The sequence below is a fragment of the Emticicia sp. BO119 genome (assembly GCF_013912375.1).
Lineage (GTDB): Bacteria > Bacteroidota > Bacteroidia > Cytophagales > Spirosomataceae > Emticicia.
Genome location: NZ_JACETV010000001.1, coordinates 467,728 through 492,449, shown reverse-complemented (window position 1 = coordinate 492,449; position 24,722 = coordinate 467,728). Strand labels below are relative to the sequence as shown.

22 protein-coding genes are annotated in these 24,722 nt (G+C 36.8%); 13 read left to right on the top strand and 9 right to left on the bottom strand.

Annotation, left to right across the window (positions count from 1 at the left end; all coding sequences use genetic code 11):
- Positions 1–25: 25 nt before the first annotated feature.
- Positions 26–835, bottom strand: coding sequence for a hypothetical protein (locus tag H1R81_RS02160; RefSeq protein WP_181839032.1), 810 nt, complete (start codon positions 833–835; stop codon positions 26–28).
- Positions 836–1,236: 401 nt separating this feature from the next.
- Here H1R81_RS02160 and H1R81_RS02155 point away from each other — a divergent pair, with 401 nt between their 5' ends.
- The 3 genes from H1R81_RS02155 to H1R81_RS02145 all read left to right on the top strand — a co-directional run bounded on the left by H1R81_RS02155 (position 1,237) and on the right by H1R81_RS02145 (position 6,894).
- A complete protein-coding gene (locus tag H1R81_RS02155) occupies positions 1,237–2,511 on the top strand; it encodes an aminotransferase class I/II-fold pyridoxal phosphate-dependent enzyme (RefSeq protein WP_181839031.1) in 1,275 nt (424 codons plus the stop codon).
- A 374-nt stretch (positions 2,512–2,885) separates the two neighbouring features.
- Complete coding sequence (locus H1R81_RS02150; RefSeq protein ID WP_181839030.1) at positions 2,886–4,370, top strand: helix-turn-helix domain-containing protein; 1,485 nt, start codon at positions 2,886–2,888, stop codon at positions 4,368–4,370.
- Positions 4,371–4,431: 61 nt separating this feature from the next.
- Positions 4,432–6,894 (top strand): outer membrane beta-barrel family protein, encoded by a 2,463-nt coding sequence (locus tag H1R81_RS02145; RefSeq protein WP_181839029.1) that lies wholly within the window; start codon positions 4,432–4,434, stop codon positions 6,892–6,894.
- Between the two features lie 276 nt (positions 6,895–7,170).
- Here H1R81_RS02145 and H1R81_RS02140 read toward each other — a convergent pair whose 3' ends face one another.
- Positions 7,171–7,590: a response regulator gene (locus H1R81_RS02140; protein WP_181839028.1), complete on the bottom strand. Its 420-nt coding sequence runs from the start codon at positions 7,588–7,590 to the stop codon at positions 7,171–7,173.
- A 204-nt stretch (positions 7,591–7,794) separates the two neighbouring features.
- Between H1R81_RS02140 and H1R81_RS02135 the strand changes: the two genes are divergently transcribed.
- Positions 7,795–8,427 carry a porin family protein gene (locus H1R81_RS02135; RefSeq protein ID WP_181839027.1) on the top strand — a complete coding sequence of 211 codons (633 nt, stop codon included), beginning with the start codon at positions 7,795–7,797 and terminating at the stop codon, positions 8,425–8,427.
- A 111-nt stretch (positions 8,428–8,538) separates the two neighbouring features.
- Here H1R81_RS02135 and H1R81_RS02130 read toward each other — a convergent pair whose 3' ends face one another.
- Entirely contained in the window at positions 8,539–8,901 is a 363-nt protein-coding gene (locus H1R81_RS02130) for a hypothetical protein (protein ID WP_181839026.1), read from the bottom strand.
- Positions 8,902–9,156: 255 nt separating this feature from the next.
- Between H1R81_RS02130 and H1R81_RS02125 the strand changes: the two genes are divergently transcribed.
- From H1R81_RS02125 to H1R81_RS02110, 4 genes are all read left to right on the top strand, one after another.
- The gene (locus tag H1R81_RS02125; protein ID WP_181839025.1) at positions 9,157–9,834 is read left to right on the top strand and encodes a MotA/TolQ/ExbB proton channel family protein; all 678 of its coding nucleotides are present in this window, start codon (positions 9,157–9,159) and stop codon (positions 9,832–9,834) included.
- Between the two features lie 27 nt (positions 9,835–9,861).
- On the top strand, positions 9,862–10,263 hold the full coding sequence (locus tag H1R81_RS02120) for a biopolymer transporter ExbD (RefSeq protein WP_181839024.1): 402 nt from the start codon (positions 9,862–9,864) through the stop codon (positions 10,261–10,263).
- Positions 10,264–10,556: 293 nt separating this feature from the next.
- Complete coding sequence (locus H1R81_RS02115; RefSeq protein WP_181839023.1) at positions 10,557–12,023, top strand: CCA tRNA nucleotidyltransferase; 1,467 nt, start codon at positions 10,557–10,559, stop codon at positions 12,021–12,023.
- A 6-nt stretch (positions 12,024–12,029) separates the two neighbouring features.
- Positions 12,030–12,242: a hypothetical protein gene (locus H1R81_RS02110; protein WP_181839022.1), complete on the top strand. Its 213-nt coding sequence runs from the start codon at positions 12,030–12,032 to the stop codon at positions 12,240–12,242.
- Positions 12,243–12,309: 67 nt separating this feature from the next.
- Here the strand turns inward: H1R81_RS02110 and H1R81_RS02105 are convergent, their stop codons facing one another.
- Together H1R81_RS02105 and pyrF are read right to left on the bottom strand one after the other, a co-directional pair.
- Positions 12,310–13,581: a DUF2851 family protein gene (locus tag H1R81_RS02105; protein WP_181839021.1), complete on the bottom strand. Its 1,272-nt coding sequence runs from the start codon at positions 13,579–13,581 to the stop codon at positions 12,310–12,312.
- A 27-nt stretch (positions 13,582–13,608) separates the two neighbouring features.
- On the bottom strand, positions 13,609–14,445 hold the full coding sequence (pyrF, locus tag H1R81_RS02100) for an orotidine-5'-phosphate decarboxylase (protein WP_181839020.1): 837 nt from the start codon (positions 14,443–14,445) through the stop codon (positions 13,609–13,611).
- Between the two features lie 190 nt (positions 14,446–14,635).
- On the opposite strand from pyrF, the gene rfbC reads away from it, so the two are divergent.
- Both rfbC and H1R81_RS02090 read left to right on the top strand, forming a co-directional pair.
- On the top strand, positions 14,636–15,166 hold the full coding sequence (rfbC, locus tag H1R81_RS02095; protein ID WP_181839019.1) for a dTDP-4-dehydrorhamnose 3,5-epimerase: 531 nt from the start codon (positions 14,636–14,638) through the stop codon (positions 15,164–15,166).
- Between the two features lie 214 nt (positions 15,167–15,380).
- Entirely contained in the window at positions 15,381–16,175 is a 795-nt protein-coding gene (locus tag H1R81_RS02090) for a tyrosine-protein phosphatase (RefSeq protein WP_181839018.1), read from the top strand.
- 89 nt (positions 16,176–16,264) lie between these two features.
- Here the strand turns inward: H1R81_RS02090 and H1R81_RS02085 are convergent, their stop codons facing one another.
- Positions 16,265–17,035 carry a UDP-2,3-diacylglucosamine diphosphatase gene (locus tag H1R81_RS02085; protein WP_220275154.1) on the bottom strand — a complete coding sequence of 257 codons (771 nt, stop codon included), beginning with the start codon at positions 17,033–17,035 and terminating at the stop codon, positions 16,265–16,267.
- A 264-nt stretch (positions 17,036–17,299) separates the two neighbouring features.
- Here H1R81_RS02085 and H1R81_RS02080 point away from each other — a divergent pair, with 264 nt between their 5' ends.
- The 3 genes from H1R81_RS02080 (at position 17,300) to H1R81_RS02070 (ending at position 20,295) form a co-directional block, all read left to right on the top strand.
- Positions 17,300–17,677 carry a response regulator gene (locus H1R81_RS02080; protein ID WP_181839017.1) on the top strand — a complete coding sequence of 126 codons (378 nt, stop codon included), beginning with the start codon at positions 17,300–17,302 and terminating at the stop codon, positions 17,675–17,677.
- Positions 17,678–17,739: 62 nt separating this feature from the next.
- The gene (locus H1R81_RS02075) at positions 17,740–18,522 is read left to right on the top strand and encodes an MBL fold metallo-hydrolase (RefSeq protein ID WP_181839016.1); all 783 of its coding nucleotides are present in this window, start codon (positions 17,740–17,742) and stop codon (positions 18,520–18,522) included.
- A 24-nt stretch (positions 18,523–18,546) separates the two neighbouring features.
- Positions 18,547–20,295 (top strand): VRR-NUC domain-containing protein, encoded by a 1,749-nt coding sequence (locus H1R81_RS02070; protein WP_181839015.1) that lies wholly within the window; start codon positions 18,547–18,549, stop codon positions 20,293–20,295.
- A gap of 91 nt (positions 20,296–20,386) precedes the next feature.
- On the opposite strand, the gene H1R81_RS02065 is transcribed toward H1R81_RS02070, so the two are convergent.
- From H1R81_RS02065 to H1R81_RS02055, 3 genes are all read right to left on the bottom strand, one after another.
- Positions 20,387–21,544 carry a hypothetical protein gene (locus tag H1R81_RS02065; protein WP_181839014.1) on the bottom strand — a complete coding sequence of 386 codons (1,158 nt, stop codon included), beginning with the start codon at positions 21,542–21,544 and terminating at the stop codon, positions 20,387–20,389.
- Positions 21,541–22,512 (bottom strand): DUF2157 domain-containing protein, encoded by a 972-nt coding sequence (locus H1R81_RS02060; RefSeq protein ID WP_181839013.1) that lies wholly within the window; start codon positions 22,510–22,512, stop codon positions 21,541–21,543. Before H1R81_RS02060 ends, H1R81_RS02065 begins: the two co-directional genes overlap by 4 nt.
- A 168-nt stretch (positions 22,513–22,680) precedes the next feature.
- On the bottom strand, positions 22,681–24,660 hold the full coding sequence (locus H1R81_RS02055) for an alpha-1,4-glucan--maltose-1-phosphate maltosyltransferase (RefSeq protein WP_181839012.1): 1,980 nt from the start codon (positions 24,658–24,660) through the stop codon (positions 22,681–22,683).
- Between the last annotated feature and the right edge of the window lie 62 nt (positions 24,661–24,722).

The following is a 24,722-nucleotide window of genomic DNA, read 5'->3' as shown; positions in this document are numbered from 1 at the left end:
TAAACAATATCAAAACCAGCCAAACTTAAGACAAATAATTACGATAAATAATAATAAGCTGGTAGCGAAGATTAAGAATTTTAAGGGCTACCATCTTTACGATATGCGTATTTTTAAGGAATTTAACGAATTTGGAAACAATTCCTACGTAATTCGGAACAGAAGATTTATCATTCTGATTCAAGGCAATACTCCACGTTATACAAAAATATGCCAAAGCATTCGTAATGTCCATTAATGAATGAACAAAAGGATTCTGGTTAATAAAATGAAACTCACTATAGAATACATCCTTTATCAGAATAAGCGTCACACCCGTAACCCCTATCCAATAGCTTTTCTTGTTAACCGGACGAAAATAACCTAAAACTACCAATACAAACAGTTCAAAGGCATATAATACTGTAATTAAAAAAACAGTATCTGGAATAACTTTCAGCAAGACAAACCCAAAGAAGAAGAAAACGAACCCGGCCGGAATAGCCAGCTTGAGCAGATTTTTTCGTTCAAGGTTATATACGTGCGTACCTTCTTTCTGAAAAATAATGATATAAACCAGATGCACAACACAAGCCAGAGTTATTTGAGTCAGTTCGCCATTACCTCTGTAATTCAGATAAATCGAAATATCAGAAAAACCTCCCAGAATACAAGCAAAATACATGAGCTTATCTACGCCTCCGGTCTCCCATTTCCGGGCAAAGCCATAGTAAACACCAATAAGCGGCATCAGCATGGTTGTTCCCACAAGCAAAGCTATGCGATTCCCGTTAAGAAACGCGTAGATATTAAATATTACTAATATTCCTAATAATATAGTAATAACTCTTTGCATGGGTAAGAATACAATTATATAAGGTTTGGACAATAAAACACCACTACCAAATTAGTTCCGGGATTCTCCTGACAATGTTAAGATTTAAAACTTGAATATCAAATATTTTAGAAGGTTTTAATCAGAACGTTTTCGATAGAATGCTTCATGGCTTACAATCTATCAAAAGGCGTGCTAAATATATAGGAAAGTTTTTATTTTTTTCAAAAAAAAACCAAAAACTTTCCTAACGGTTGTTCAAAACACTTTTTTTTCGTCCACTTATCCACAATTTCACTCCATTTATCGGTTACGAAAGGTTTTCCTAAATATTGGTACATTTTTTGACAATCTTTATAACCGAAAATAAGTCCCTATTTTATTGAAAAATTAGCCATTACGATAACCTAAAAATCAATTTTATGAAAGATTTGCCAAAACAAATGTTGTATGTGAATGATGTTTTCAGCAACGCCCGTGACCTTGGCCTCATTCAGGTAAAAGCACAACAAGATGAGCAATCAAGCCGTAAGATTTCAATAGACGGTAAATCTTACATCAGCTTTATGTCAAACAACTATCTTGCTTTTGAAAATGACGAAAGAGTAAAAGAGGCAGCTATTGAAGGCATTCGGAAATACGGTATGCAGACCTCCATTTCAAGAATGTATATGTCATTTGACCATTACCTTGAATTAGAAGACAAATTAGAAAAGATTTTTGGTTTACCCACATTTCTTGCATCAAGTACCACACTCGGGCACTTTGCCTACCTCCCTGTTATTATTGGCCGGAACGACGCTGTAATCATGGATCAATTCGTACATGAAAGCGTTCAATTGGCCGTAAGTACATTAAAAGCAGATGGCTACCATGTTGAAATGGTCAAGCATAGCCAGATGGATATGCTGGAACGTAGAATTAAAATGTTGAGCGAAAAGTACGACAATATCTGGTATATGGCCGATAGTGTCTACTCAATGCACGGAGATACCGCTCCGATGAAAGACATAGAAACTTTATTGAATACATACGATAAATTTAAAGCCTATATAGACGATGCCCACGGCATGAGCTGGATTGGTGAACATGGCAAAGGTTATGCGTTGCACAATATTCCACGCCATGAAAAAATGTATGTGATCACCTCATTGAATAAAGGTTTTGGCGCATTCAGTTCAGCATTGGTTTTTCCGAATAAACTCACCAAACAAACGGTCTATAATTGTGGCGGTGCTTTAAGATTCTCTGCCCCAACCTTACATGCAGGAATCACCGCAGCCTCTTGCATTGCAGATATCCATTTGTCAGAAGAAATCTATGAAAGACAAATGCGACTGAATGAATTAATCACTGTATTCAAACAAAAAGCAAAAGAATTAGACTTGCCCGTAATTAATTATGCCCACACTCCTCAATTCTTCTTAGGCCTGGGTAGTGTAGAGTTATTAATCCGTTTCTCGCAATTCCTGATGAGCAAAGATTTCTTATTAAGCCCATCAACAGTCCCTGCTGTTCCTGTTAAACACTCAGGCTTCCGTATATCTTTAAGCCTTTATCAAACTGTGAATGATGTAAAGAACTTACTTGATTTATTAGCAGAATACATAGAGGTGTTAGAGAAGGAAGGCTCATTTAACAAAGAGCAAGTCTTGAAAGGCTTCAAAATGAGCGACAAACAACGCCAGTTGGTATAGATTCGAATTAATTAACCTAAAATAAACATACACCTCTGTTGCGAAAGTAACGGAGGTTTTTTTGTTTCGTCTTAAACTTTGATTTACCTGATTTGAGGATTTCACTGATTTTATTAAACCGAATTATCTAAATCCTAAATGGGAAATTCAATTTGCTATACTAAGATTACTTAAACAAGCATTCAGCGAAATCTGGTCAATCAGTTAAATCATAGTTCAAGACCTCCTTCTTAGTATATTAATAAAAATATCTTTCTTTTATCCAATTCTTTAGGCGTATCATCAATTTTTATCTATCTTTAACAGCAGAAACAACACTTCAACAAACGATTAAGTATTTTTACTTAACCTATATACTTACCAAAGATTATTAAATGAGCCTTAATACTGATAATATCCGACTGGTTTTTGGATTAAAATTAAAGCAACTGCGAATTGACAAAGGCATGTCACTGACCGACCTCGCACAGAAATCAGGTTTGTCCATGTCATACATCAATGAAATTGAAAAGGGGAAAAAATATCCCAAATCTGATAAGATTGTAGCACTGGCCGAAGCGATGGGTGTAGATTACGATAGCTTGGTGTCTTTGAAACTTAACAAAAAACTCGAACCTATCTCCGAACTGCTGAATTCAAATTTTCTTACCGAACTTCCCTTTGAAATTTTTGGTATCTCCCCTGCCGACCTCCTCGAATTACTCTCTGGGGCTCCTACAAAATTAAGCGCATTTATAAGCACCATTATTGAAATCGGGCGTAATTATAATATGACAGTTGAACAGTTCTATTTTGCTGTACTACGGTCTTATCAGGAAATGCACGACAACTATTTCCCAGAAATAGAAGACACCGTTGACCGCTTTTTAGCAGAACATAAAATCGGACCCGAACAACAGATAGATGAATTCTTTTTATCGAACCTCCTGACAGATAAATATGGGTTTACAATTAAATATTTCGATGAAGAGGACTATCCGCATATCATCAATATACGTTCGGTTTTTTTACCAAAAACTACTACACTATTAATCAATAAACGTATCACATCTGACCAACGGGCGTTTACACTTGGCCGTGAGTTAGGATTCTTATACATGAAATTGAAAGACCGTCCTTATACCTCGTCATGGGTAGAAGTGAAATCATTCGAAGAAATACTTAACAATTTTAATGCCTCATACTTTGCCGGAGCTATTCTGATTCGTAGAGAAAAACTCATTGAAAAATTAGAAAAATTATTTAATCAGACAACCTGGAATAATAAAACATTAATCGACCTGGCAGATAGTTTTCAGGCTACACCTGAAACCCTCTACCATCGTATCAGCAATTTATTGCCAAAATATTTTGGCATTGATGGCATCTTCTTCCTACGTTTTGAGGCTCCCAATGGCAAAAAAGACTACCACCTCACCAAAGAGATGCACCTGGCCAGGCGGCACACCCCACACGAAACCCAGCAGGAACATTATTGCCGCCGTTGGATTTCATTGAACATACTTGATGACGTTTCAGACGTATTGCAAAAAGGAGAAGTGAAAGAACCATTGGTGGGGGTACAAATCTCCAACTATGTTGATTCTAAAAGTCAGTATTTTGTGATGTCAATGGCTCGCCCGCTCAATATAATTTCAAACCTCAACATCAGCGTCACGATGGGGTTTGAAATGAGTGATGATTTAAGAAATAAACTCAAATTCCTGGACGACCCTAACATCATGACTCGTGACGTAAATCAGACCTGTGAACGCTGTAGCCTGTTCGACTGCAAAGAGCGTGTAGCAGCACCAGTTATCCTACAGAAAAAACGCCAGATAAAGAGAATGAAAGAGGCATTGAAGGGGATGGAAGGGTGAGTTTTTATAAATTTTAATAACAAAATTATATTCAATAAGTCTTTATCATCCTTTTTGTTCGATGCTCAGGCAAATACTTATTATTTTCTTTTTTATTGATTTTGTGTCGGTTGCATTCGCACAAAACAAAAGCTCTATTAAAGGCAAATTGGTCGATTCGCTGACAACTGAACCTTTAGCATTCGCCAGCATTCGGTTGGAATCTAAAGCACAAAGCACTCTGATAAAAGGCGAACTTGCTGACGATAAAGGTTCTTTTCAATTTGTTGGTTTAAAAGACGATAAATATGTAATAAGAATTGAATATGTAGGCTACAAAACAAAGTATGTAGAAATAAGCTACGAAAAACTTAACTCACAACTTGACCTTGGTTCCATAGCTTTAGCCCCATTATCTCAATCTTTAGAATCAGTCACAGTTTCGGGTATCAAGCCAACTGTGGTGGCAACTCTTGAAAAACAAATCTTTAAAGCTGAACAATTTGAGGTGGCGAAAGGTGGAACCGCTACTGATGTGATAAAGAATATTCCGTCTGTCATGGTGAATGCAGAGGGTGAAATAACTGTGAGAGGTGCTAAAGGTTTCCTGATTCTTGTCAATGGAAAACCTACACAGATTGATGCGATAACTATTCTTTCTCAGATTCCGGCAAACATGATAGAAAAAATTGAGATGATTACTGCCCCTTCTGCCAAATATGACGCTGATGGGAAAGCCGGAATTATCAATATCGTTACAAAAACGGGAACAAATGATGGGTGGTCTTTCACATCAAATATTCAGTATGGGCTACCACGAATCATAGAGTATTTCAACGCCACCGAGCCAACGAGATATGGAGCCGATTTGTTAGCCACTTATCGTAAAGGGAAATGGGAAACATCTGTTTCATTAAACTATCTCAAAAATGATATTGCCGGACGTAGAGTTGGCGATGTAAATACAACCATCAACAATATTTTCACGAGTTTTCCAAGTGATGGTGAGCGAAGTTTTAAAAGAGAAAACTATGGTTTAAGGGTATCAGGTATTTATGCCATATCAAAATCTGATGAGCTATCAGGTGGAATGTATTTAGGAAACCGAGACCAGTATCGTCTTGCCGACATTCTTTATAATAACACAAAAACCAATACACTAACCAATACTATAGTAGGCAGGGCAACTTATTTTAATAGCAATCTGGTACTTAAATCAGGTTCTTTCAATGTTTTTAACCTTGATTACACCCATCGCTTTAAAAATGCCTCAAACATTACTTTTTCGACCCTTTATGAAAGTGCCATGATTGATGGCTATACAAAAAACCGGAATCTGAATGCTAAAAACTATACAGATACCCTTCAATATACACTTAATACGGGTGAAAACCCCTTAAAAGCACTTCGCTTGAAAGTAGATTATGAAAAGACTGTTGGAGTCGGAAAACTATCGTTAGGTTATCAATACCGGAATCAGATTCAGAACGGTAGCTTTGCCTACTATGAAAAGCAGGGAAATAATACTGAAATGGTATTTAATCCGACTTTCTCAGCCAATATTGAAATATCAAATCGTATTCATGGGGTATATGCCCAATATGCGGGTTCTTACAAAAAGATAGAGTTTTCTTCGGGTTTAAGGTACGAAAATGCCTTTCGTGAATTCACAGCTAATCGGGGCAATGCACCTGCCTTACTAAAACTCTCTAATTTATTTCCATCGGCCAATGTTTTATACAATTTTGGTAAAGATTTACGATTAAAGATGGCCTTTAGCCGAAGAGTACAACGCTCTACTAATAATGAGTTGAATCCTTACCCCGAAAGAGAGCATAGTGAAACCCTTGAACAAGGAGACCCAAACATCAGACCCGAATTTATTGGTGTGTATGAAGCAGGTATTACGAAAGACTTCAAAAAAGCATCTTTATACTGGAATCTTTATCGCCAGCAGATTACTGATATCGTTAATCGGGTCAATAGTGTCTATAATGATACCATCCTGAACCGGATTTATACCAATGCTGGCAAAGCCCGATTAATTGGTTCAGAGGTCGGGTTGACACTTTCCCCTATTAAGAAACTCAAATTATTCTTAGGGGGTAATGTTTATAATCTTAGGATTAGGGGTACGTTATTTGATAAATCGGTGGCTGTTAACAGCAATGGCTGGGTATATTCTGTCAATTCTAATATCAGTTACCAGATTAGCTCAACTTTGACTACGCAATTCAATTTAGCCTATTTGTCGGCAAGGAATACCGCACAGGGGGAAGATTCCAGGTTTTATCAGCCTAATTTTTCAGTTAAAAAATCTTTTCTTGAAAACAGGTTTTCTTTGGTGCTCCAATGGCAAAATGCCGCTTTGGGCCGCATGAAGGTAAACGAACAACGAATCACTACTTTTGGTTCTAACTTCTATACAACTACCAATTATATTCAGGAGCGAAACATCATCTTATTAAACCTGACCTACAATTTTAATAAGACAGACAAAAAATCTAAACTACCTAATAGTGAATTTGGGGAGAAGGAGTTTTAGAATTTATGAACTCAAACTCAGTTATGCGCTTAAATCCTCTGTTAGGCTAAATATTCATTTAGTCTTAGTGTCAAACGTTCTTAGAATGCAAACGCAAAAATAGTGTATTTCTCTTCCCCCTTTTAACCAACCTTAACAAATGCAACCCAGAATTATACCGAAAAATAAAAATCCGTGCAATTAGAACCTTGAAAAAATTATTAAAGGTGACCAGCATAGTGGTTACCTTTTTTTATGCTCTAAGTAACTAAGGAAACTTGTTGAGGAATATATTCATCAGGTATTAGGATGCCTGCAAACAGCCCAGTATTCCATCATTATTCTCATATGGCTTTTTATCTTCTCAAAATCATATTCTTTCTTAAAAAAGCCTTGCACAGTAAATTGCATATAAGCCTCATTCACGAGTTTCTGGCTATCAGAAGTAGAATAAAACACAAATGGGATACTTCTTCTACGCATTTCGAGGTTTCCATCTATCTGCCGCTTAAATTCCATTCCATTTTGCAAAGGTAGGTTTATATCACATACAATAATAAATGGCTGATCCTCTGTAGTTTGTAGGTATTGCATGGCATCAATACAATTCTTAAACCAGATAACAGAATTAGGGAGCTTCAACTCAGTTATTACTTCTTCAAGAATATCCTTATCGTCGGCATCATCTTCTATTAATATAATCGGGCGTGCTTTCATACTTGCGAGGATTTTCTTACTATAACCACCAGTATAGAAAATAGTTTATAAATAGGTCTATAGGTCGATTCGTTATTGTTGATTTCAATCATCAGCATTACCTCAGCCACCTCTGGCACAGATATTTTATAACGTATCACAGAGCTTTATAACCTATTGCAGAGCTTTCCAAAAATTATTAATTCACAAACTTCATTTAAAATCATGAAAAAAGCACTTTTAATCACAACGGCATTCGCACTTTTTGCGATTAGTAGTTATGGACAGAACGGCGGCACAAACTCCATACATCTTGGGGCAAAAATGGGTTTAAATTACTCAAATATCTACGACTCAAAAAATGATGAGTATGATGCAAACGGAAAATTCGGTTTCGCAGCGGGTGGATTTCTCGCCATCCCGATCGGCAGATTTTTAGGTATTCAACCTGAAGTAATGTATTCACAAAAGGGTTATAAACAATCCGGCAGTTTTCTGGGCAGCAACTATGACTTTACCCGGACATCTCATTACCTCGATATCCCGCTACTGGTTTCAATCAAACCAACCAGTGTTCTAACATTTCAGTTCGGCCCTCAGTTTTCTTATCTGATGAGACAGAAAACAACCATTAATAGTGGCTTAGGTACTGTTATAAACGATGACGAATTTGACAATGATAATATCCGTAAAAATACTTTAGGCGCGGTTGTCGGAGTCGATTTCAATTTTGATAAAGTTGTATTTGGCACAAGAGCCGGTTGGGATTTACAAAATAACAATGGTGATGGTTCGTCAACCAACCCACGTTATAAAAATGTAGTGGTGCAGGCTACTTTAGGGTTTAGAATTTTCTAATAGTATAGAAATTTAAGATAAACTCAGGTAATAGGTTTATATTTACCAATCTATTACCTGAGTTTATCAATTAAGGAAGCTATCCAGTAGTATGTCAAACCAAAACCCACATTACCACTGTTGTACAATAATCCCCAACTGCATATCAGTCAACGCAAACTCCTTTGCACCCCAGGGGCGAAGTGTAACTTTATTGAGATTAGGATGCAACAAGTGAGGGTGAGATGCCGAAACCTTAGCATAAACCTCTTCAATATTATCAGTTACTATCCTGAATTCAGGGTTATGTTCTTTTGCCAGTGCCGCGTTCTGGAATAAGTTTATTCTTATGCCATTTTTAGCCAGGACACAAAACGGATTTGCTGAATTTAATTCGTTATGCGCAATCGTGAATTCAAGACAATCAACAAATAATGCCATAGCATCATTTATATTGGTATAAAAAATGTTGGGTACAAGTATTGAGAAATTCATATATGTGAAAGTTTAGGCTCTTAGAAAGATTAACTACACAAACGTAAAAAGAAAATTAATACATTTTCTTGTTTGCGTTCGAAATTGATTTGAATCAAGAGACAAGAGATTATGAGTGGTTAAAATTTTGCATCCAATCAATTCCATTATTAACAATAGGATTAAATCTTCTGATATAGATTAAAAAAAAAGCTAACTTGCATACTAAATTCAGCTTTCTTAAAGTTTATAACGAAAACCTATATTCTTTGCCTCATGCTACAACCAATTTTGCTTCAAGTTCCTGACTCTACCTCAACTGCAGCAAATGCCCAATCGATTAATTATCTGAGCCTGTTATTGAAAGGCGGCGTAGTTGTTTATCCTCTATTATTCCTGTTATTTCTGGCAATATTTTTTATTGTAGAGCGATACCTCTTCATTAAAGGAGCTTCTAATATTGATTTCGGCTTCCTGAGAACATTAAAAGACAATATTTTACGTGGTGACCTACGCACAGCTATCACACTTTGTAAAAGTACTAATCTGCCAATTTCACGTATATTGGAAAAAGGTATTACACGTATTGGCCGACCCGTTAAAGATATTGAAAGTGCGATGGAAATCCAGTCGAACCTGGAGATCTCTAAAATGGAAAAAAACATGGGTTACCTTGGTCTCATAGCAGGGGTTGCGCCTATTCTTGGTTTCATTGGTACCATTTCAGGTATTATACGTATCTTCTATGATATTGCAGCTACCGGAAACTTTACTATTGAAATCATCGCCAATGGTTTGTATGAAAAAATGATTTCCTCATTCACTGGCCTTGTAGTAGGTGTAATTGCCTATGCAGGTTATCATGGTATCAACATGATGATTGATAAATTTGGTATTCATTTGCAAGCCACCGTGATGGACTTCCTGGATACACTGAACGAGCCGGCAAGATAATTTTTCATTTATCTGATTTGCAAAATCATGAAATTAAAAAGACAAAGACGATTCGAAGCCGAAGTTTCAACAGCCTCACTGAACGATATTATGTTCTTTCTGCTGTTGTTCTTCCTGATTATATCAACTTTGGGAAATCCGAATGTAATAAAATTGCTTTTACCTAAATCATCTAAATCAACTCACGATGTAAGCAAGCAACCGATTTCGTTGACAATCACCAAAGATAAAGTCTACTATATTAATAGTACGCCTGTGCCATTTCCTCAGTTAGAAGAGAGATTAATTGCAGCTACTGCAAAAATGGAAGAACCAACAGTAGTGTTAAGAGCTGAAAGCTCACTTACAGTACAAGACCTTGTAGATGCTATGTCGTTAGGGGCTAAACTCAGGATACGTATGGTATTAGCTACTGAGCTATCAAAATAGCATGGTGCTTTAAGAAATAAATATTGAATAGCCGATAAAATTATCGGCTATTTTTTTTCATTACTCCATAAAATCTTTATTCCTTAGTAAATTGCAACTTTTCTTACAGAGAAAACTATGTCTTGAACCGTGCCGCGACGGCGAACCGTTTTACCTGATTTTAGGATTACGCTGATTTATTTAGGTAAACTAATGATAGTAAAATCCCGATTTAAATTGATATTAATTAGTCTGCTTCAGTGCAATCATTAAATCAGGTTAATCAAAGTTCAGGACAAAACCACAACGATAACATGAATTTTAAAGAACACATAGCAAACGAACCAATTTTCGATATTATTTCCCATTCTGCTACCGAATTGGGTGTAGAAGCCTATGTCATTGGTGGATATGTAAGAGACCTGATATTGAAAAGACCTAATAAAGATATAGATGTGGTCTGTCTAGGTAGTGGAATTGGTCTTGCAGAAAAAGTAGCAGGTAAATTAGGCGATAACGTGCACGTAAGTTTCTTTAAGAATTTTGGCACAGCACAAATCAGATTAGATGAGTTAGAAATAGAATTTGTAGGTGCCAGAAAAGAATCTTACCGCTACGAATCACGCAAACCATTGGTGGAAGACGGCACGTTGGAAGACGACCAGAACAGACGTGATTTTACCATTAATGCCCTGGGTATCTCATTAAATATTAAAGACTTCGGTCAGCTGATTGACCCTTTTGATGGAGTCGCCGATATTCACAAAAAAATTATCCGTACGCCTCTAAGCCCTGAAATTACTTTTTCTGATGACCCCCTGCGCATGATGCGGGCCATAAGATTTGCTTCACAGTTGGGCTTTGATATTGAAGGAAGTACTTTCGATGCTATTGCAACAATGAAAGACCGCATCAATATTGTTTCACAAGAGCGGATTACTGATGAGCTAAACAAGATCGTATTATCTAAAACACCATCTTATGGCTTTAAACTTATGTTTTATACAGGCTTATTGCAAATCATTTTTCCTGAGTTCTGTGAGTTACAAGGGGTTGAAACCCACGATGGCAAAGGACATAAAGATAATTTCTACCATACTTTGCAAGTATTGGATAACGTGGCAGTCAAATCGAATGATTTGTGGTTGCGTTGGGCTGCTATTCTGCATGATATTGCCAAACCTGCAACCAAACGTTTTCACCCAAAAGCGGGTTGGACTTTCCACGGGCATGAAGAGTTAGGAGCGAAAATGACCCCTGGTATCTTTAAAAAATTAAAGCTACCCTTAGATGCCAAAATGAAAATGGTGAAAAATCTGGTAAGATTGCATTTACGCCCGATAGCACTAGCAAAAGAAGGTGTTTCTGATTCTGCGCTTCGCCGACTTTTATTTGAAGCGGGTCATGATATAGAATACTTGATGATGCTTTGCCGGGCAGATATTACTTCAAAAGATATGAGCAAAGTAAAGCGTTATCTAAGCAACTTTGACAAAGTAGAGGAACTTTTGATAGAATTGGAAGCCAAAGATAAACTTCGTAATTTTCAGCCTGTCATTACTGGTGAAATCATTATGGAAGTATTTGATTTAAAACCTTCGCGTGAAGTGGGAGAAATAAAAGTAGCCATAAGAGAGGCTATTCTTGATGGCATCATTCCGAATGACTTTGACGTAGCCTATGATTTCATGCTCACAGAAGGAGAAAAATTAAATTTTAAACCAGTAAAAAGTAAAGAAACAATAAAGGAATTCGCAAACTCGCTTGAACCTAAATCTTAATATTATATGAATAACGAAGAAAACGCAAAGTTTAAAAGAACCTTGGGAGGAATATTAACAGGTATTGGCTTACTCTTATTACTTTTTGCCTGTGCCGCATTTATGTCGAGCAATAACAGACTAATGGGATTTGATGTAGAAGGTGCAAGAAAAATTGCCCCCGCTGTATTAGGCTTTATTGTGATGGTATCTGGTATTAGCCTGATTAATCGGGCTTGAGTTTATCGTTCTTAGTACAAACAAAATGCCATGTTAGCTGACAAGGCATTTTGTTTAAATCGAAATCCTACTTCCTCAAAATCTCCACGCCCACATTACATTGCAGGCATTTTTTCATGCTGCAAAAATTATTATACAGTTCAATGCTTGCCTGTGCATCAAATGCAGTTTTTATCTCCAATCCGAGATTCTTCCACATATCAACAATATGATTACTTTCTGCCGGAAAAGACTCTAAAAAAGTAATAGCCCTATCCATGTAAGATTGATTATCCATTTTTTGTGAGTAACAAGCCAACAATGGTATAACAGTATTAATTATCAGATTATCAATAGAATCTTTGCCTAATCCATTACTCATTTTAGTGGCTTTTTTACTAAAATGGTAATGTTCTCTCCAGTACTCAGATTGCTTGACCTGTAAGGCTTTACGTAAATCTTCAATTGATTCGGTTTGAGTAAATAAAGAGAAAAAACTCTTTTGAGAGGTAATTAACTTTGCCAGTTGAGCAATTCTGATCGTCGGAAAATTAGCAGGTCGGGTACGAAGCAGTTTCCATTCATACGATTGTAAGATGCTCTCTTTCAACAAAAACTTAGCGGCAAAGAAATCATATTCCTGCATTAATCTCCTTGAGTAATCATCCACCTCAGCCAGAAGTCCTGACTGCCCGAAAAGTATCGCTTCAATTTGTGTCAGATTATCTCTATGTTTTTGAAGCATTTTTAAAGGCAAAGTTTTAGCTAATCTTAAAAATACTTCTGAATTGAGTTTGAAACCGAAATTCTTAGCTAATAACTGATAAGTAGTTTCTTCCCAATCACCCTGGTTGGTCTCTAATAATTCGTCTACAATTTTTGATTTTTGTATCAATCGCTTAGTTAATGCTTTATCTAAAGTAGCAATTTTAGATAAAGCTGATACCTCACTAAATTGCGCAGCACAAGGAATCACACTTCTTTGACTTAGCAAAACCTCATATTTTCTTAATAATGCGCTATCAGTATTAGATTTCAGTTCAAGCGTGGGTACTTCACTTCCATCCTTCCTTAAAATAGGTTTATCATGCGCCCATACTACATGCAGAATCACATTATTATAGGCACCATCATACTGATGATTATGCGCATTCCAATCAGATGATTGAATATGAATCTCTATATTCCCTACCCATTCAATATCTCCGAGCTGAACTCGTGCCTGCAAAAAATCAGGCCCGGCATCAGTATTCAAAATACCCGTTTTCAGAATCCTGACAGGTTCATTGTTAGTAGTAAGTAGCAATGATTTATCAAATTGTTGAAATTGCCACAGATAATGAATAAAGGCTTCTGTCATAATGATACAAACCTATTAACCAAAATATTAGATAAATTCAGTAAGATACTTTTCCATTTCCTGCTGCACCTTCCCTGCTTCTTCATTGGCTCTTTCTGCAAAATCCGGCCCGTCAGAAGCATAAATAATTGCCCGCGATGAGTTCACCAGCAAGCCACATTGCTTGTTCATACCATAACGAGACACCTCTTCAAGACTCCCTCCTTGTGCGCCTATACCTGGTACTAATAAGAAATAATCAGGCACTATTTTACGGATTTCTGCCAATTTATCAGCTTGAGTAGCACCAACTACATACATTAATGAGTCACTATCACCCCATTCCTGAGATTTTGTAAGTACTTGCTCATATAAATCCTTTGTTTCGCCGTTAACTTCAACTTTCAGATGTTGAAAATCTTTACTGCCTATATTAGAAGTAAGAGCCAGCAAAATAACCCATTTCCCTCCGAACGCTAAAAAGGGTTGTACAGAGTCTCTACCCATATAAGGCGCTACCGTAACAGAGTCAAAATCAAAGCCGGAAGAGCTTTTATCAAAAAAAGTACGAGCATAGAGTTCCGAAGTATTTCCGATATCTCCTCTTTTAGCATCAGCTATCGTAAAACACTCTTTAGGTATATAATCCAATGTTTTCTGCAGACTCTCCCATCCTTTCACTCCCATTGCCTCGTAAAAAGCAATATTAGGCTTATAAGCAACGGCATACTCCGCAGTTGCGTCTATTATCTGACGATTAAACTCAAAAATCGGGTCTTTCGTCTGCAAAAGGTGATGTGGTATTTTCTTTATATCAGTATCGAGACCTACACACAGATACGATTTCTTTTTTAATATTTGTTCAAATAGCTCCTGTTTGGTCATGTAGTAATTTTTTTTTGACAAATTTCCTGAATTCTATTGATTTAATAAGAAAGTACCTTGAAATTATTTAATAAATATTACTTTTGCATAAACTATTGCTTAATTGAATTATCATCCGGTAGCCTTTGTTGCTATTGCCAGAACAGCAAAACAATTCTTAGGAAAATCTAAAAAATTGAATTAAAGAATAATGGAGTTTAGAAAGACATCTATCGAGGGACTAATAGAAATTTTTCCTCGTATTTTTGGCGATGAAAGAGGATATTTTTTAGAATCCTATCATAAACAGGCTTTCTCTGATAATGGTATTCCCTTTGATTTTGTTCAGGATAATCAGTCTCTGTCTTCAGCAGGTGTTTTAAGAGGGTTACACTTTCAGAGAGAACCCCACGCTCAAGGAAAATTAGTACGGGTAATTATCGGGAAAGCTCTTGATGTAGCTGTAGATTTGCGGCCGGGTTCTCCTACGTTCGGAAAACACGAAAAATTTCTTTTAGATGCAAAAACTCAGAATATGGTATTTATACCAGCCGGATTTGCGCATGGTTTCCTGGCTTTAGAGCAATGTTTGTTTACTTATAAATGTACCAATTTCTACAATAAGGCCTCAGAAGGCGGCATTATCTGGAACGACCCAGACCTGGCTATCGACTGGGGAATAGAAAACCCGAACATCTCTCAGAAAGATCTGGAATTACCCAGGTTTAATGATATTATTTAAGAAAAAACCGGATAATGGTTTTGTCATAAATAATACCAAAACCTACTTCTTTCTGTTTTTTTTTTTCAAAACTATTGATATTGAACGTTTGCTACCGTTAAGTATTTTTATCTTCACATAAGAGGGCTTTGGCACGGTGTTGGTTTACATTTGTAATCATGGAGAAATCCAATTGATTGAATCCTGAATTAAGCCACAAAACAACAACAAATCAATGTTTGAAACATTGTTCAAGAAACCTCTATCAGGTAAAAATAGTGCTTTTACCCAACACCCACTGACTGTCGACGTTCATGCTCATATTCTTCCACACTTAGATGACGGAGCAGCAAACGTTGAGCAAAGCATTGCTATCATCAAAGGTCTTCAGACCTTAGGATACAAGAAGATTATTGCTACACCTCATGTAATGAGTGGTTTTTATAACAACTCATACGAAGAAATTCTACAATCTTTACAGCTTCTGAAAGGCATTCTGAAACGATATAATATCCCTGTTGAATTAGAAGCTTCGGCAGAGTATTATTTAGAAGATAACTTGTTCAGATCCATCGAACGTGGAGAAGTGTTAACTTTCGGGAATCAGAAGAAGTATCTCCTTTTCGAAGCCTCATTTATTACAAAACCATCATATTTGATTGAATCGGCACGTAGAATTCAGCAGGCCGGATACATCCCTGTATTAGCGCACCCTGAGCGTTATATTTCTCTGAATAATATGGATACCCTTACCCGATTATTATTCAATGGAATTCTCTTTCAGGTAAATATCGGATCCCTGACCGGATATTATTCTAAACAGGCACAAGAAACGGCCGAAATATTGGTAAAGAAAAATATGGTAGCTTTTTTTGGCACGAATTGCCATAACGAAAGCCAACTGAAAAGTATTAAGTCTGCTTTTGAATTGCCCTATTTCCAATATGCAGCCAAAGAAAATGTATTGAACAATACACTAATACAGGCTCAGGCACAATATTGGTCGGCAAAAATATACTCACGAATCTGATACCTTATAAATAGTAATACGGTTTCACAAGCATACCACAAAATGAACAGTGCTTCAATAAGTTGTTCTCTGTATCCATTCATGGTATGCTACTCATTAAATTTCAGCGACTTTAGTACAACATCGTTACCATCAAAAACGGCATAACTATCATACCATATCCAATCACCGAGGTTAATGTATCGGGCGGTTGGAGAAATCGGTATATCAACCTTGGTATGTCTATGACCAAAAATATAATAGTCGTGGTGTTCTTTGGCTTCTATTTCTTTGGCATAGCCAACTAAAAACTCCTTTTCATCGCCCAGGTATTGCTCAGCAGTTCTTTTTTTCCGCCAGCTTAATTTGGACCAGACTCCCCCCAGAAACATTCCTAAATTCGGATGCATGACTCTGTTGAACAAAAACCTGGGGAGTTTTCCTTCAAAAACTACCTGTAAAAATTTATAGCCATAATCACCCTTTCCCAACCCATCCCCATGGCCTACATAAAATTTTTTATCATTAAAAGTATAACTCCGGGGTCTACGTATAGTCTTAATGTTTAGCTCTGTTTCAAAATAATCAGTCATCCACATATCTCTGTTTCCCAAAAAAACTATAATTTCGATACCTGAATCAGACAGTTCTCCTAATTTACCCATAAAGCGTACAAAGCCTTTAGGTACCACCCGTTTATACTCAAACCAGAAATCAAACAAATCTCCCACCAGAAAAATAATTTCAGCATCCTGCTTAATAGCGTCAAGCCAGGCTACAATTCGTTTTTCACGATTAAGGCTTTCTAAATGCGTTGGTGCCCCTAAATGAAAATCAGAAGCAAAATAAATCTTCTTCCCGGGCAATAAGTGTCGGCTCAAATCTATATCTTTAATGTAATAAAAGTATATTTAAATTTTATTATTCTGACCAAAACAGACAGACTATTTAATGCCCAAACGAATACCTTATAAAGGTTCTTTTAGGTCGAATTATAGTTTTTAAACATACTCGATAACAGTTTATTAACTATATTACTGCAAAAATACATATTTTATCAGGCTTTAATAAAATTTGATTTTGTTAAAATTCTTCTTTCCTTATCTTTACATCAAAATAGCAGAGTCCAAACTTTAAAAAAATATATGCCTTTAATGAAACGAGTATTGATTGCCGAAGACAGTTCAGTAATTCAGAACTTAGCAAAGAAAATTTTGGAGTTCCAGAATTTTGAAATCACCGCTGTAAAAAACGGGGAACAAGTAATGCAACTACTTGAAAAAGAAGACTTTGACATTCTGCTTCTCGACATAAATATGCCAATTATGGACGGTATGGAGTGTATCAAAGCTATTCGTGAGTTGGGCGATAAGAAAAAAGCAAACGTTCCGGCTGTGGCTATAACCGGAAATGCCAAAAACTATTCTGAAGACGATTTCAAAAATGCAGGATTCAACGATGCATTAATGAAACCGTTGAATTTTGATAAACTGGTAACAGTAGTAAAGAGTTTAACAGAGTAGTTAATCAGAGAATTTAATAATCCGGTGGCAATCTTTGCAGGTTGCCTACCGTTACCTTCAGTATGCAAGTAACTTTTCTCGGAACAGGTACCTCGGCGGGTGTTCCCGTACTTACTTGCAGATGCGAAGTCTGCAATTCATTAGATTTCAGAGACAAGCGTCTGCGAGTATCTGTCTGGATAGAAGTGAATGGCAAGAGTTTTGTTATTGATACAGGCCCCGACTTCCGGCAGCAGGCTTTAAGAGAAAGAATCGCTCAGCTTGATGCCATCATTTATACGCACGAACATAAAGATCATACCGCAGGCCTCGACGATGTTCGCCCGTATAATTATCTAAATGGTATCCGCCACCTCAATCTTTACGGTCATCCTCGTGTATTAAACCAACTCAAGAAAGAGTTTGCTTATGCTTTCGAAGATATAAAGTATCCGGGTGTACCTCTTTTAAATCTACAGGAAATTGCATTTGATGGCGCAAAACCTATCTATATTGAAGGAGTAGAATTTACTCCTATCCAGGTTCTTCACCATCGTTTACCAGTCTTGGGTTTTCGTGTCGGTGGATTCACCTATATTACCGATGTTAATTTCATTTCCGAAAAAGAAATGGAAAAAATCTACGGTACTGAGGTATTGGTCTTAGGAGCGCTACAACATGAGCCTCACATTTCTCACTTTAATTTAAGTCAGGCTGTAGAAGTTGCGCAAAAAATAAATGCTCCTCTTACTTATTTTACCCATATCAGCCATAAAATGGGTCTTCATACTGAAGTTGACAAGACACTCCCTGATAATATCAGGCTTGCATACGATGGTTTAAAAATCCGCTTACCGAACCCTTGATAAGAAATTCTTGTTTTTATCAATATGGCAGAGCAAAACGAGCTTCCTCCAAAATATTACCTCGAATACTTTAATTATCTACTGGATTTTGTCCAGGAAAAGTATCGGCATATCCTTAATGAAAACGAATGGCGGTTCTTAAGGAAATATTACTGTCTGAGCGAAGATGCTCAATGTTTATTTATCCGCTTCAGCAACCGTAGAGGGTTATTCTTCAAAACTAATAAACTTGCATATGCTGAACTGACAGATATTCCAGCGTTATTGAAGGAGTTGCTCGAAAGGGAATTTATAGAACAGGTAAATGCCGAAAAGCACGAAACCTTTAGTAAAGAACTATTAGGTATTTTTGGTAAAGATGAATTAGCCACGCGGTTTACAAGAATAGTGGCTGCCACACAAGAAAACACACCTAAAGCAGACAGGATCTCCTACAAAAAACTTAAGAAAGATGAACTGGTAGAAACACTACTGAAAGCCTTTAGCTTTGAAGAAATCGTTGAAGCAATTCAGGATTTAGAGCCGGTTATTAAGGTTTGCTTTGAGTTTGAAGTAACTTTTATGAAGTTTCTTTTCTTCGGTAATCGATACCTTGATATGACCGAGTTTGTGGTAAGAGACTTAGGCCTTGTACAATACGAAAGCCATGATGACGATAAATTAGTTGCCCGATTCAATACCCGAAAAGATGCCGAAGACAAATGGTTAATTACCGACCAGAACGACCTTTTTTCTCAATTAAAAGATAGTACTCCACCACTTGAAGTCTATGACTGGTTCATGAATTTCACAGACTCAGTTACTGATCTAAGCGAAATAGCTAAACCTGCTTATGAAAGGCTCATACTGAAAGTCGGAACATTTTTAGAGAAAAACAAACTGTATGATGAAGCCCTGAATACTTTCCGGCTCACAGAGCAAGTTCCATCAAGAGAAAGACAGGTACGAACCCTGCAAAAATTAGGGCACGTCGACGAAGCCATTTCACTTTGCCAGTTAATGATAGAATTTCCAAAAAATGCTGATGAGAAGTTTTACGCCACCGATTTCATCAATCAGATTAATAGTAAAAAACGAGTACATAAAAAAAGTACAACTTCCTGGTTACACCAATCTGAGTCTATTACGATTTCTGAAGAATTTAGACATCAGGTTGAAATGGGTGTTGCCGATTATTATATTAATCAGGGAAAAATGGCAATTTTCTCTGAAAATCATACCTGGCGGGCAATTTTCGGATTAATATTCTGGGATATTGTCTTTGACCCAAGCCTTGTGGCTTTTCACCACCCTTTCCAACGTCGACCTTCGGATTTATATTTACCCGATTTTTATGAAAAACGACAGGATTTAATCATTAGTCATTTAGAAAGTTTCGATAATATCCAGACACTATTAGCTTATATGGGCGAGCGATACGAATCAAAATTCGGCATTGCCAACCCTTTTGTGCCCTGGTTAGAAGAAATGTGGGTAATTGTAAGAAAAGCGGTAGAGGTAATTAATTTTGAATCACTAAAGAAGATTCTGCATGAAATGTCGAAAAACCTGGTCGAAAACCTACGCGGTTTCCCTGACCTTTTCATGTGGGATGATAACGATTATTGCTTTATTGAAGTAAAATCTCCAACCGATAACCTTTCAAATCAACAGTTATTCTGGTTACAGTTTTTCAAAGAAGTAGGCGTAAATTCCAAGGTTTTAAGGGTCTATTGGGAAAAATCTGAAACAGACTTGAATAGTTTAGTCTTGAACTCTGATTTACCTGATTAAATAATTCATCTGAGTTTAATAAAACAGATAATATACATTCCAATTTTTTAAGATATTTCAGTATAATCATAAAATCAGAGCTCAAGAAAATTCAATATTTATCCCCTGCTCCCCCTCCTCCAAAATCCCCTTCGCCAAATTTCATTTTTCCACTTTGTCCATGTGGAGTTAATGCCTGACTTACTAAAAACGCCTCAAAATCACGATACTTACTGGCTTGTGTTTGTCGGTAGGCCAAACCCCATTTAGGAGTACGGAAAAACCATATTCCCCATACAGAAAGGCCTATCAAAGCTGCTCCACCTAAAGTTAAAGCCCATTCAAGAGGCATGATTGAAAAATAAAACCGATAAGTAAAAATAGAGAAAGCAAAGGATGCTATCCCAACCATCACCATCTTTCTATCCTGCCTTTTAAGCCCAAAGAATAGATAAAGAAATGGAATAACCGCTGTGAATATATAAAAAAGAGGGGCAAACGAGATTTGAGTTGAGTCTGTAAGACCATTCAACATAGCATTGCCTTCTCGCACTACCATATAATTGCCCCCCAAGTAAAAGGTTATCAGGCTACCTGTTTCTATACATATCTGTGCATCGGTATAATAAGCCGAACTATCCCTTTTCTTCCACCATCCTATAAACAAAAAACTGATAACTGAAGCTGTCATTATAACAAAAGGCACAACCATTTTACCGATTGGCCACTCTATAGTAAATGTAAACCAGAAACATATCCAGACTAAAAAAACAGCAATGGCCACAAATGGGTCGCCATAGCGTAATAAAAAAGGGATAAAAACAAGCAAGGATAAAAAATAATAGGAATATAACGACCAATGAAAGTTAGTAATAGCAAAAATTGCTGACAGAAATGATCCTATGGCAACATACATCAAGGCATTGTCAGCACCTGAGCGATACAGTTTTCGATTTTTAATGAAGTACTCTAAAACGAAGAGGATCCCAACGCCGTTGGCTAAGCAAACAACCGCTAAACCAATATTTGAATCCATCAGGGAGGAAAACAGCATAACTGAAGAAAAACCAAAAGTTGACGAGATAGCCACATTTGTAAAAATAAATAAGCCAAATTCTATAAAGATATTAGGTTGATAAAACTCAACAGGAAACATTTTTTTTGCTGCTTCATATTGTTCTTCACTGAGAACTTTCTCTTCATACCATTCTTTAATCAGATCCTGATTATCAATATTATCAACCCATATTTCATTATATGCTTTTTTCATTTCTTTAGTCCGATAATTTGTTTGATATTAATCAGAAAAAACACTACCCCTACAGCTGAGCTCATAAAGTAAAGCATATAAAGAGTAAAATCCATTGCATTTGTATATTCCCAATGAAAAATCCAATAAGTAAGGGCAATGTACCCGTAAATGACCCCCATCAGCAGAAACAGATAAGATTGAGTCTTACGTGCATACCAGATACTTCCATAACTCAGCACTGCCATAATTAATAGATAAATCAGTTTCATCTCAAACTGAAATAATCCGGCTAAGATTGCTACAAAGGCAATATTAAATCCAAAAAGAAAATAAGTGAACGAAAAATGCTTCTTCCAGCTCTTATACTCACTTACACCGCCCATCACTATTAAAACCACCCCTAATAAAATAGAAATATGCGTAATATCGGCCGTCGAAAAGTTTTTTTGCTGCCAGAGCTTTATCGGCGCAATATTTACTCCTACCCACGAACCAAAAGCTGTTATAGCCATTGAAAGCACCCCACGGTGATCTAAGCGATAAGCCAGAAAGAAAAACAACACCGCAGGAAGAAAAGCAGCTAAGCCATAACGAGTACCGAAAATATTGTATTGGTATTGCAGATAACCTTCTAAAGTCAGGAACATGACACACGCACCTAAGAGGGCAAAATCATCCAACTTCTCAGTTTCTATTACTTCTTCCCAAGTAAAAGGCTTCCGATGTTTAAAAGCATAATACAGACATCCTAAAAAAGCAGCTACTATTAAACCAATTAAAACATTATGTCCGATAGAATCTATATTCTCGTAGATAACCACCCCCAAGCCTGACCCCAGAAGTGTGATACCCACATACAGCAAAGTGCGTAGTTCCCAATGTATCGAAAAAGGTTTACTTTGTTCATAAGCAGCAATCTTCTCAGATTGTTCTTCCGGAATAATCTCTTTTTTTACTAAGGTCTTCAATAGCTTGGTGTAGTTCATAAAATAGGTTGTTTTATTTCTTTTTTAGTCAGCTGAATTTGGCCTTGAACTTTGATTTAACTGATTTTTTGATTTCACTAAATTAAAATGATGACTATAGTTATCTCAATCAATTTAGTCATAATCATAAAAATCAGTTAATCAGCTAAATCAAAGTTCAAGACTCCCTTAAATATCTTCTATCCTGAACAAATGAAAAGGTAGAATATAAGGGTCTAATTCTACAAAATTATATTCGCCCCGCCAGCTGAAAGTAGCACCGGTTATCAGATCATGTACACGATAGGTTTCCCAATCGTTCTTATGAATCTTCCAGAGTGGCACTTTTACCATTCCACTTTGTTTATTATAGCCGTCAAGATTAACAATACATAAAATTCTGTTTCCATCAGAAGCAGTTTTCAGATAAGCCAGCAAATGGTCGTTATAAATTTCACAGAAATCAATATTGTTCGTCGAATGAAAAGCTGTATTCTCTTTTCTGATTCGGTTTACTTGCGTAATAACATAAGTCAGTTTGTTCCGGTGCTCCCAGTTCCACCATTTTATCTCATACTTCTCCGAAAACCCATACTCCTCTTTATTCGGATAAGGCTCATTGTAGAGATATTCATACGTTGGCCCGAAAATACCATAATTACTCACCAAAGTAGCGGCCATAAAATACCTGCTTAAAAACAAAGGTTCATGTCGGCTCTGCAACATATAAGGATTAATATCATGGGTATTAGGCCAGAAATTAGGTCTGAAGTAATACTTCATTTCACCTTTTGTGAGCTCTTCCATATACTGAATAATCTCATCTTTAAAAGTACGCCAGACATAATAAGTATAAGATTGTGTATAACCTAATTTTGCTAATTGTTGCATTACCTTGGGTTTGGTAAAGGCCTCTGACAAGAAAATCATATCGGGATAATCAATCTTGGTTTCAGTAATAACCCATTCCCAGAAACCGAAAGATTTGGTGTGCGGATTGTCCACCCTGATAATTCTTACCCCCCACTCTGCCCAGGTATAAATCAGATTTTTTAGTTCCTGCCAGAGATTCTTCCAATCGGCAGTTTCAAAACTAACAGGATAAATGTCCTGATATTTTTTTGGTGGATTCTCCGCATACTTAATAGTCCCATCAGGCAGAATTTTAAACCAGTCAGGGTGTTTTTTTACCCATGGATGGTCCGGCGAGCATTGGATGGCCAGATCCATCGCAATCTCCATATCAAACTTCTTGCAAGCTTCTATCAGATGTTTAAAATCTTCTATTGTACCCAATTCAGCATGGATACTCTCATGGCCACCCTCTTCTGACCCAATGCCATAAGGCACCCCGGGTTCGCCTTCTTCATAAGTCACTGAGTTATTTTTTCCTTTTCTATGGGTTTTACCTATTGGGTGAATTGGTGGCAGATACAATACATCAAAACCCATTTCAGCAATACGGGGCAAAAGGTTTTCAACATCTCTGAATGTTCCATGTTTACCATATTCTCTTGAAGCCGAGCGGGGAAACATAGAATACCATGATGAAAACCCGGCTTTCTTTCTGTCTACATAGATTTTAAGTTCCTTATATCTGAACGCCTCTTGCCGCTCAGGATATTTGGTGGCCCAATCTAACATCTGCTGGCTCATAGCAATTTGTATTGCTTCATCATACCGTTCCTCACCTTTGCTATAAGCCCCCTTCATTGCCTTAGCGGCTTCCTGAATCGCTTTCTTATCATTACCTTTAGCTTTTTTAGCCATATCATTCAAAAACAATTCACCCTGCATCAACTCTACGTTCAAGTGCTGTCCATCACGTACTTTTGCATCTACTTCGTGCATCCAGCTTGTAATATGGTCGGCCCAGGCTTCAATTGAATAAATGTAAAAGCCTTGTTTTTCAACAGTAAAATGCCCGATCCAGCGATTATTATCATACAATTGCATAATTGTTTCGCTCCATTCTTTGTCGGTTTCATGCTTGAAGAGTAAACGCGCAGAAAGTTTATCATGGCCGTCTACAAGAATATCGGCTTCAACAGTAATACTCTCGCCAACTATGGCTTTAATGGCAAACCGGCCTCCATCTATTTCAGGAGTTACACGCTCTACTACCGCACGGCATTGTCCATTATCTGGAAAAGGGAAATGATTTTTCATACATTAGTGGTAAACGACCTATTGGTTGTTCTTATACTGTTAAGTGCTTTAAAAAAGCTTTT

Excerpts from the sequence above, each read along its gene's own strand:
- H1R81_RS02090 (WP_181839018.1), top strand. The coding sequence starts at position 15,381 with ATGTTTGAAACATTGTTCAAGAAACCTCTATCAGGTAAAAATAGTGCT.
- H1R81_RS02055 (WP_181839012.1), bottom strand. The coding sequence starts at position 24,660 with ATGAAAAATCATTTCCCTTTTCCAGATAATGGACAATGCCGTGCGGTA.
- H1R81_RS02115 (WP_181839023.1), top strand. The coding sequence starts at position 10,557 with ATGAATTTTAAAGAACACATAGCAAACGAACCAATTTTCGATATTATT.
- H1R81_RS02075 (WP_181839016.1), top strand. The coding sequence starts at position 17,740 with ATGCAAGTAACTTTTCTCGGAACAGGTACCTCGGCGGGTGTTCCCGTA.
- H1R81_RS02065 (WP_181839014.1), bottom strand. The coding sequence starts at position 21,544 with ATGAAAAAAGCATATAATGAAATATGGGTTGATAATATTGATAATCAG.
- H1R81_RS02105 (WP_181839021.1), bottom strand. The coding sequence starts at position 13,581 with ATGACAGAAGCCTTTATTCATTATCTGTGGCAATTTCAACAATTTGAT.
- H1R81_RS02130 (WP_181839026.1), bottom strand. The coding sequence starts at position 8,901 with ATGAATTTCTCAATACTTGTACCCAACATTTTTTATACCAATATAAAT.
- H1R81_RS02070 (WP_181839015.1), top strand. The coding sequence starts at position 18,547 with ATGGCAGAGCAAAACGAGCTTCCTCCAAAATATTACCTCGAATACTTT.
- H1R81_RS02140 (WP_181839028.1), bottom strand. The coding sequence starts at position 7,590 with ATGAAAGCACGCCCGATTATATTAATAGAAGATGATGCCGACGATAAG.
- H1R81_RS02135 (WP_181839027.1), top strand. The coding sequence starts at position 7,795 with ATGAAAAAAGCACTTTTAATCACAACGGCATTCGCACTTTTTGCGATT.
- H1R81_RS02060 (WP_181839013.1), bottom strand. The coding sequence starts at position 22,512 with ATGAACTACACCAAGCTATTGAAGACCTTAGTAAAAAAAGAGATTATT.
- H1R81_RS02125 (WP_181839025.1), top strand. The coding sequence starts at position 9,157 with ATGCTACAACCAATTTTGCTTCAAGTTCCTGACTCTACCTCAACTGCA.
- H1R81_RS02080 (WP_181839017.1), top strand. The coding sequence starts at position 17,300 with ATGCCTTTAATGAAACGAGTATTGATTGCCGAAGACAGTTCAGTAATT.
- H1R81_RS02160 (WP_181839032.1), bottom strand. The coding sequence starts at position 835 with ATGCAAAGAGTTATTACTATATTATTAGGAATATTAGTAATATTTAAT.
- H1R81_RS02145 (WP_181839029.1), top strand. The coding sequence starts at position 4,432 with ATGCTCAGGCAAATACTTATTATTTTCTTTTTTATTGATTTTGTGTCG.
- H1R81_RS02150 (WP_181839030.1), top strand. The coding sequence starts at position 2,886 with ATGAGCCTTAATACTGATAATATCCGACTGGTTTTTGGATTAAAATTA.
- pyrF (WP_181839020.1), bottom strand. The coding sequence starts at position 14,445 with ATGACCAAACAGGAGCTATTTGAACAAATATTAAAAAAGAAATCGTAT.
- H1R81_RS02110 (WP_181839022.1), top strand. The coding sequence starts at position 12,030 with ATGAATAACGAAGAAAACGCAAAGTTTAAAAGAACCTTGGGAGGAATA.
- H1R81_RS02120 (WP_181839024.1), top strand. The coding sequence starts at position 9,862 with ATGAAATTAAAAAGACAAAGACGATTCGAAGCCGAAGTTTCAACAGCC.
- H1R81_RS02155 (WP_181839031.1), top strand. The coding sequence starts at position 1,237 with ATGAAAGATTTGCCAAAACAAATGTTGTATGTGAATGATGTTTTCAGC.
- rfbC (WP_181839019.1), top strand. The coding sequence starts at position 14,636 with ATGGAGTTTAGAAAGACATCTATCGAGGGACTAATAGAAATTTTTCCT.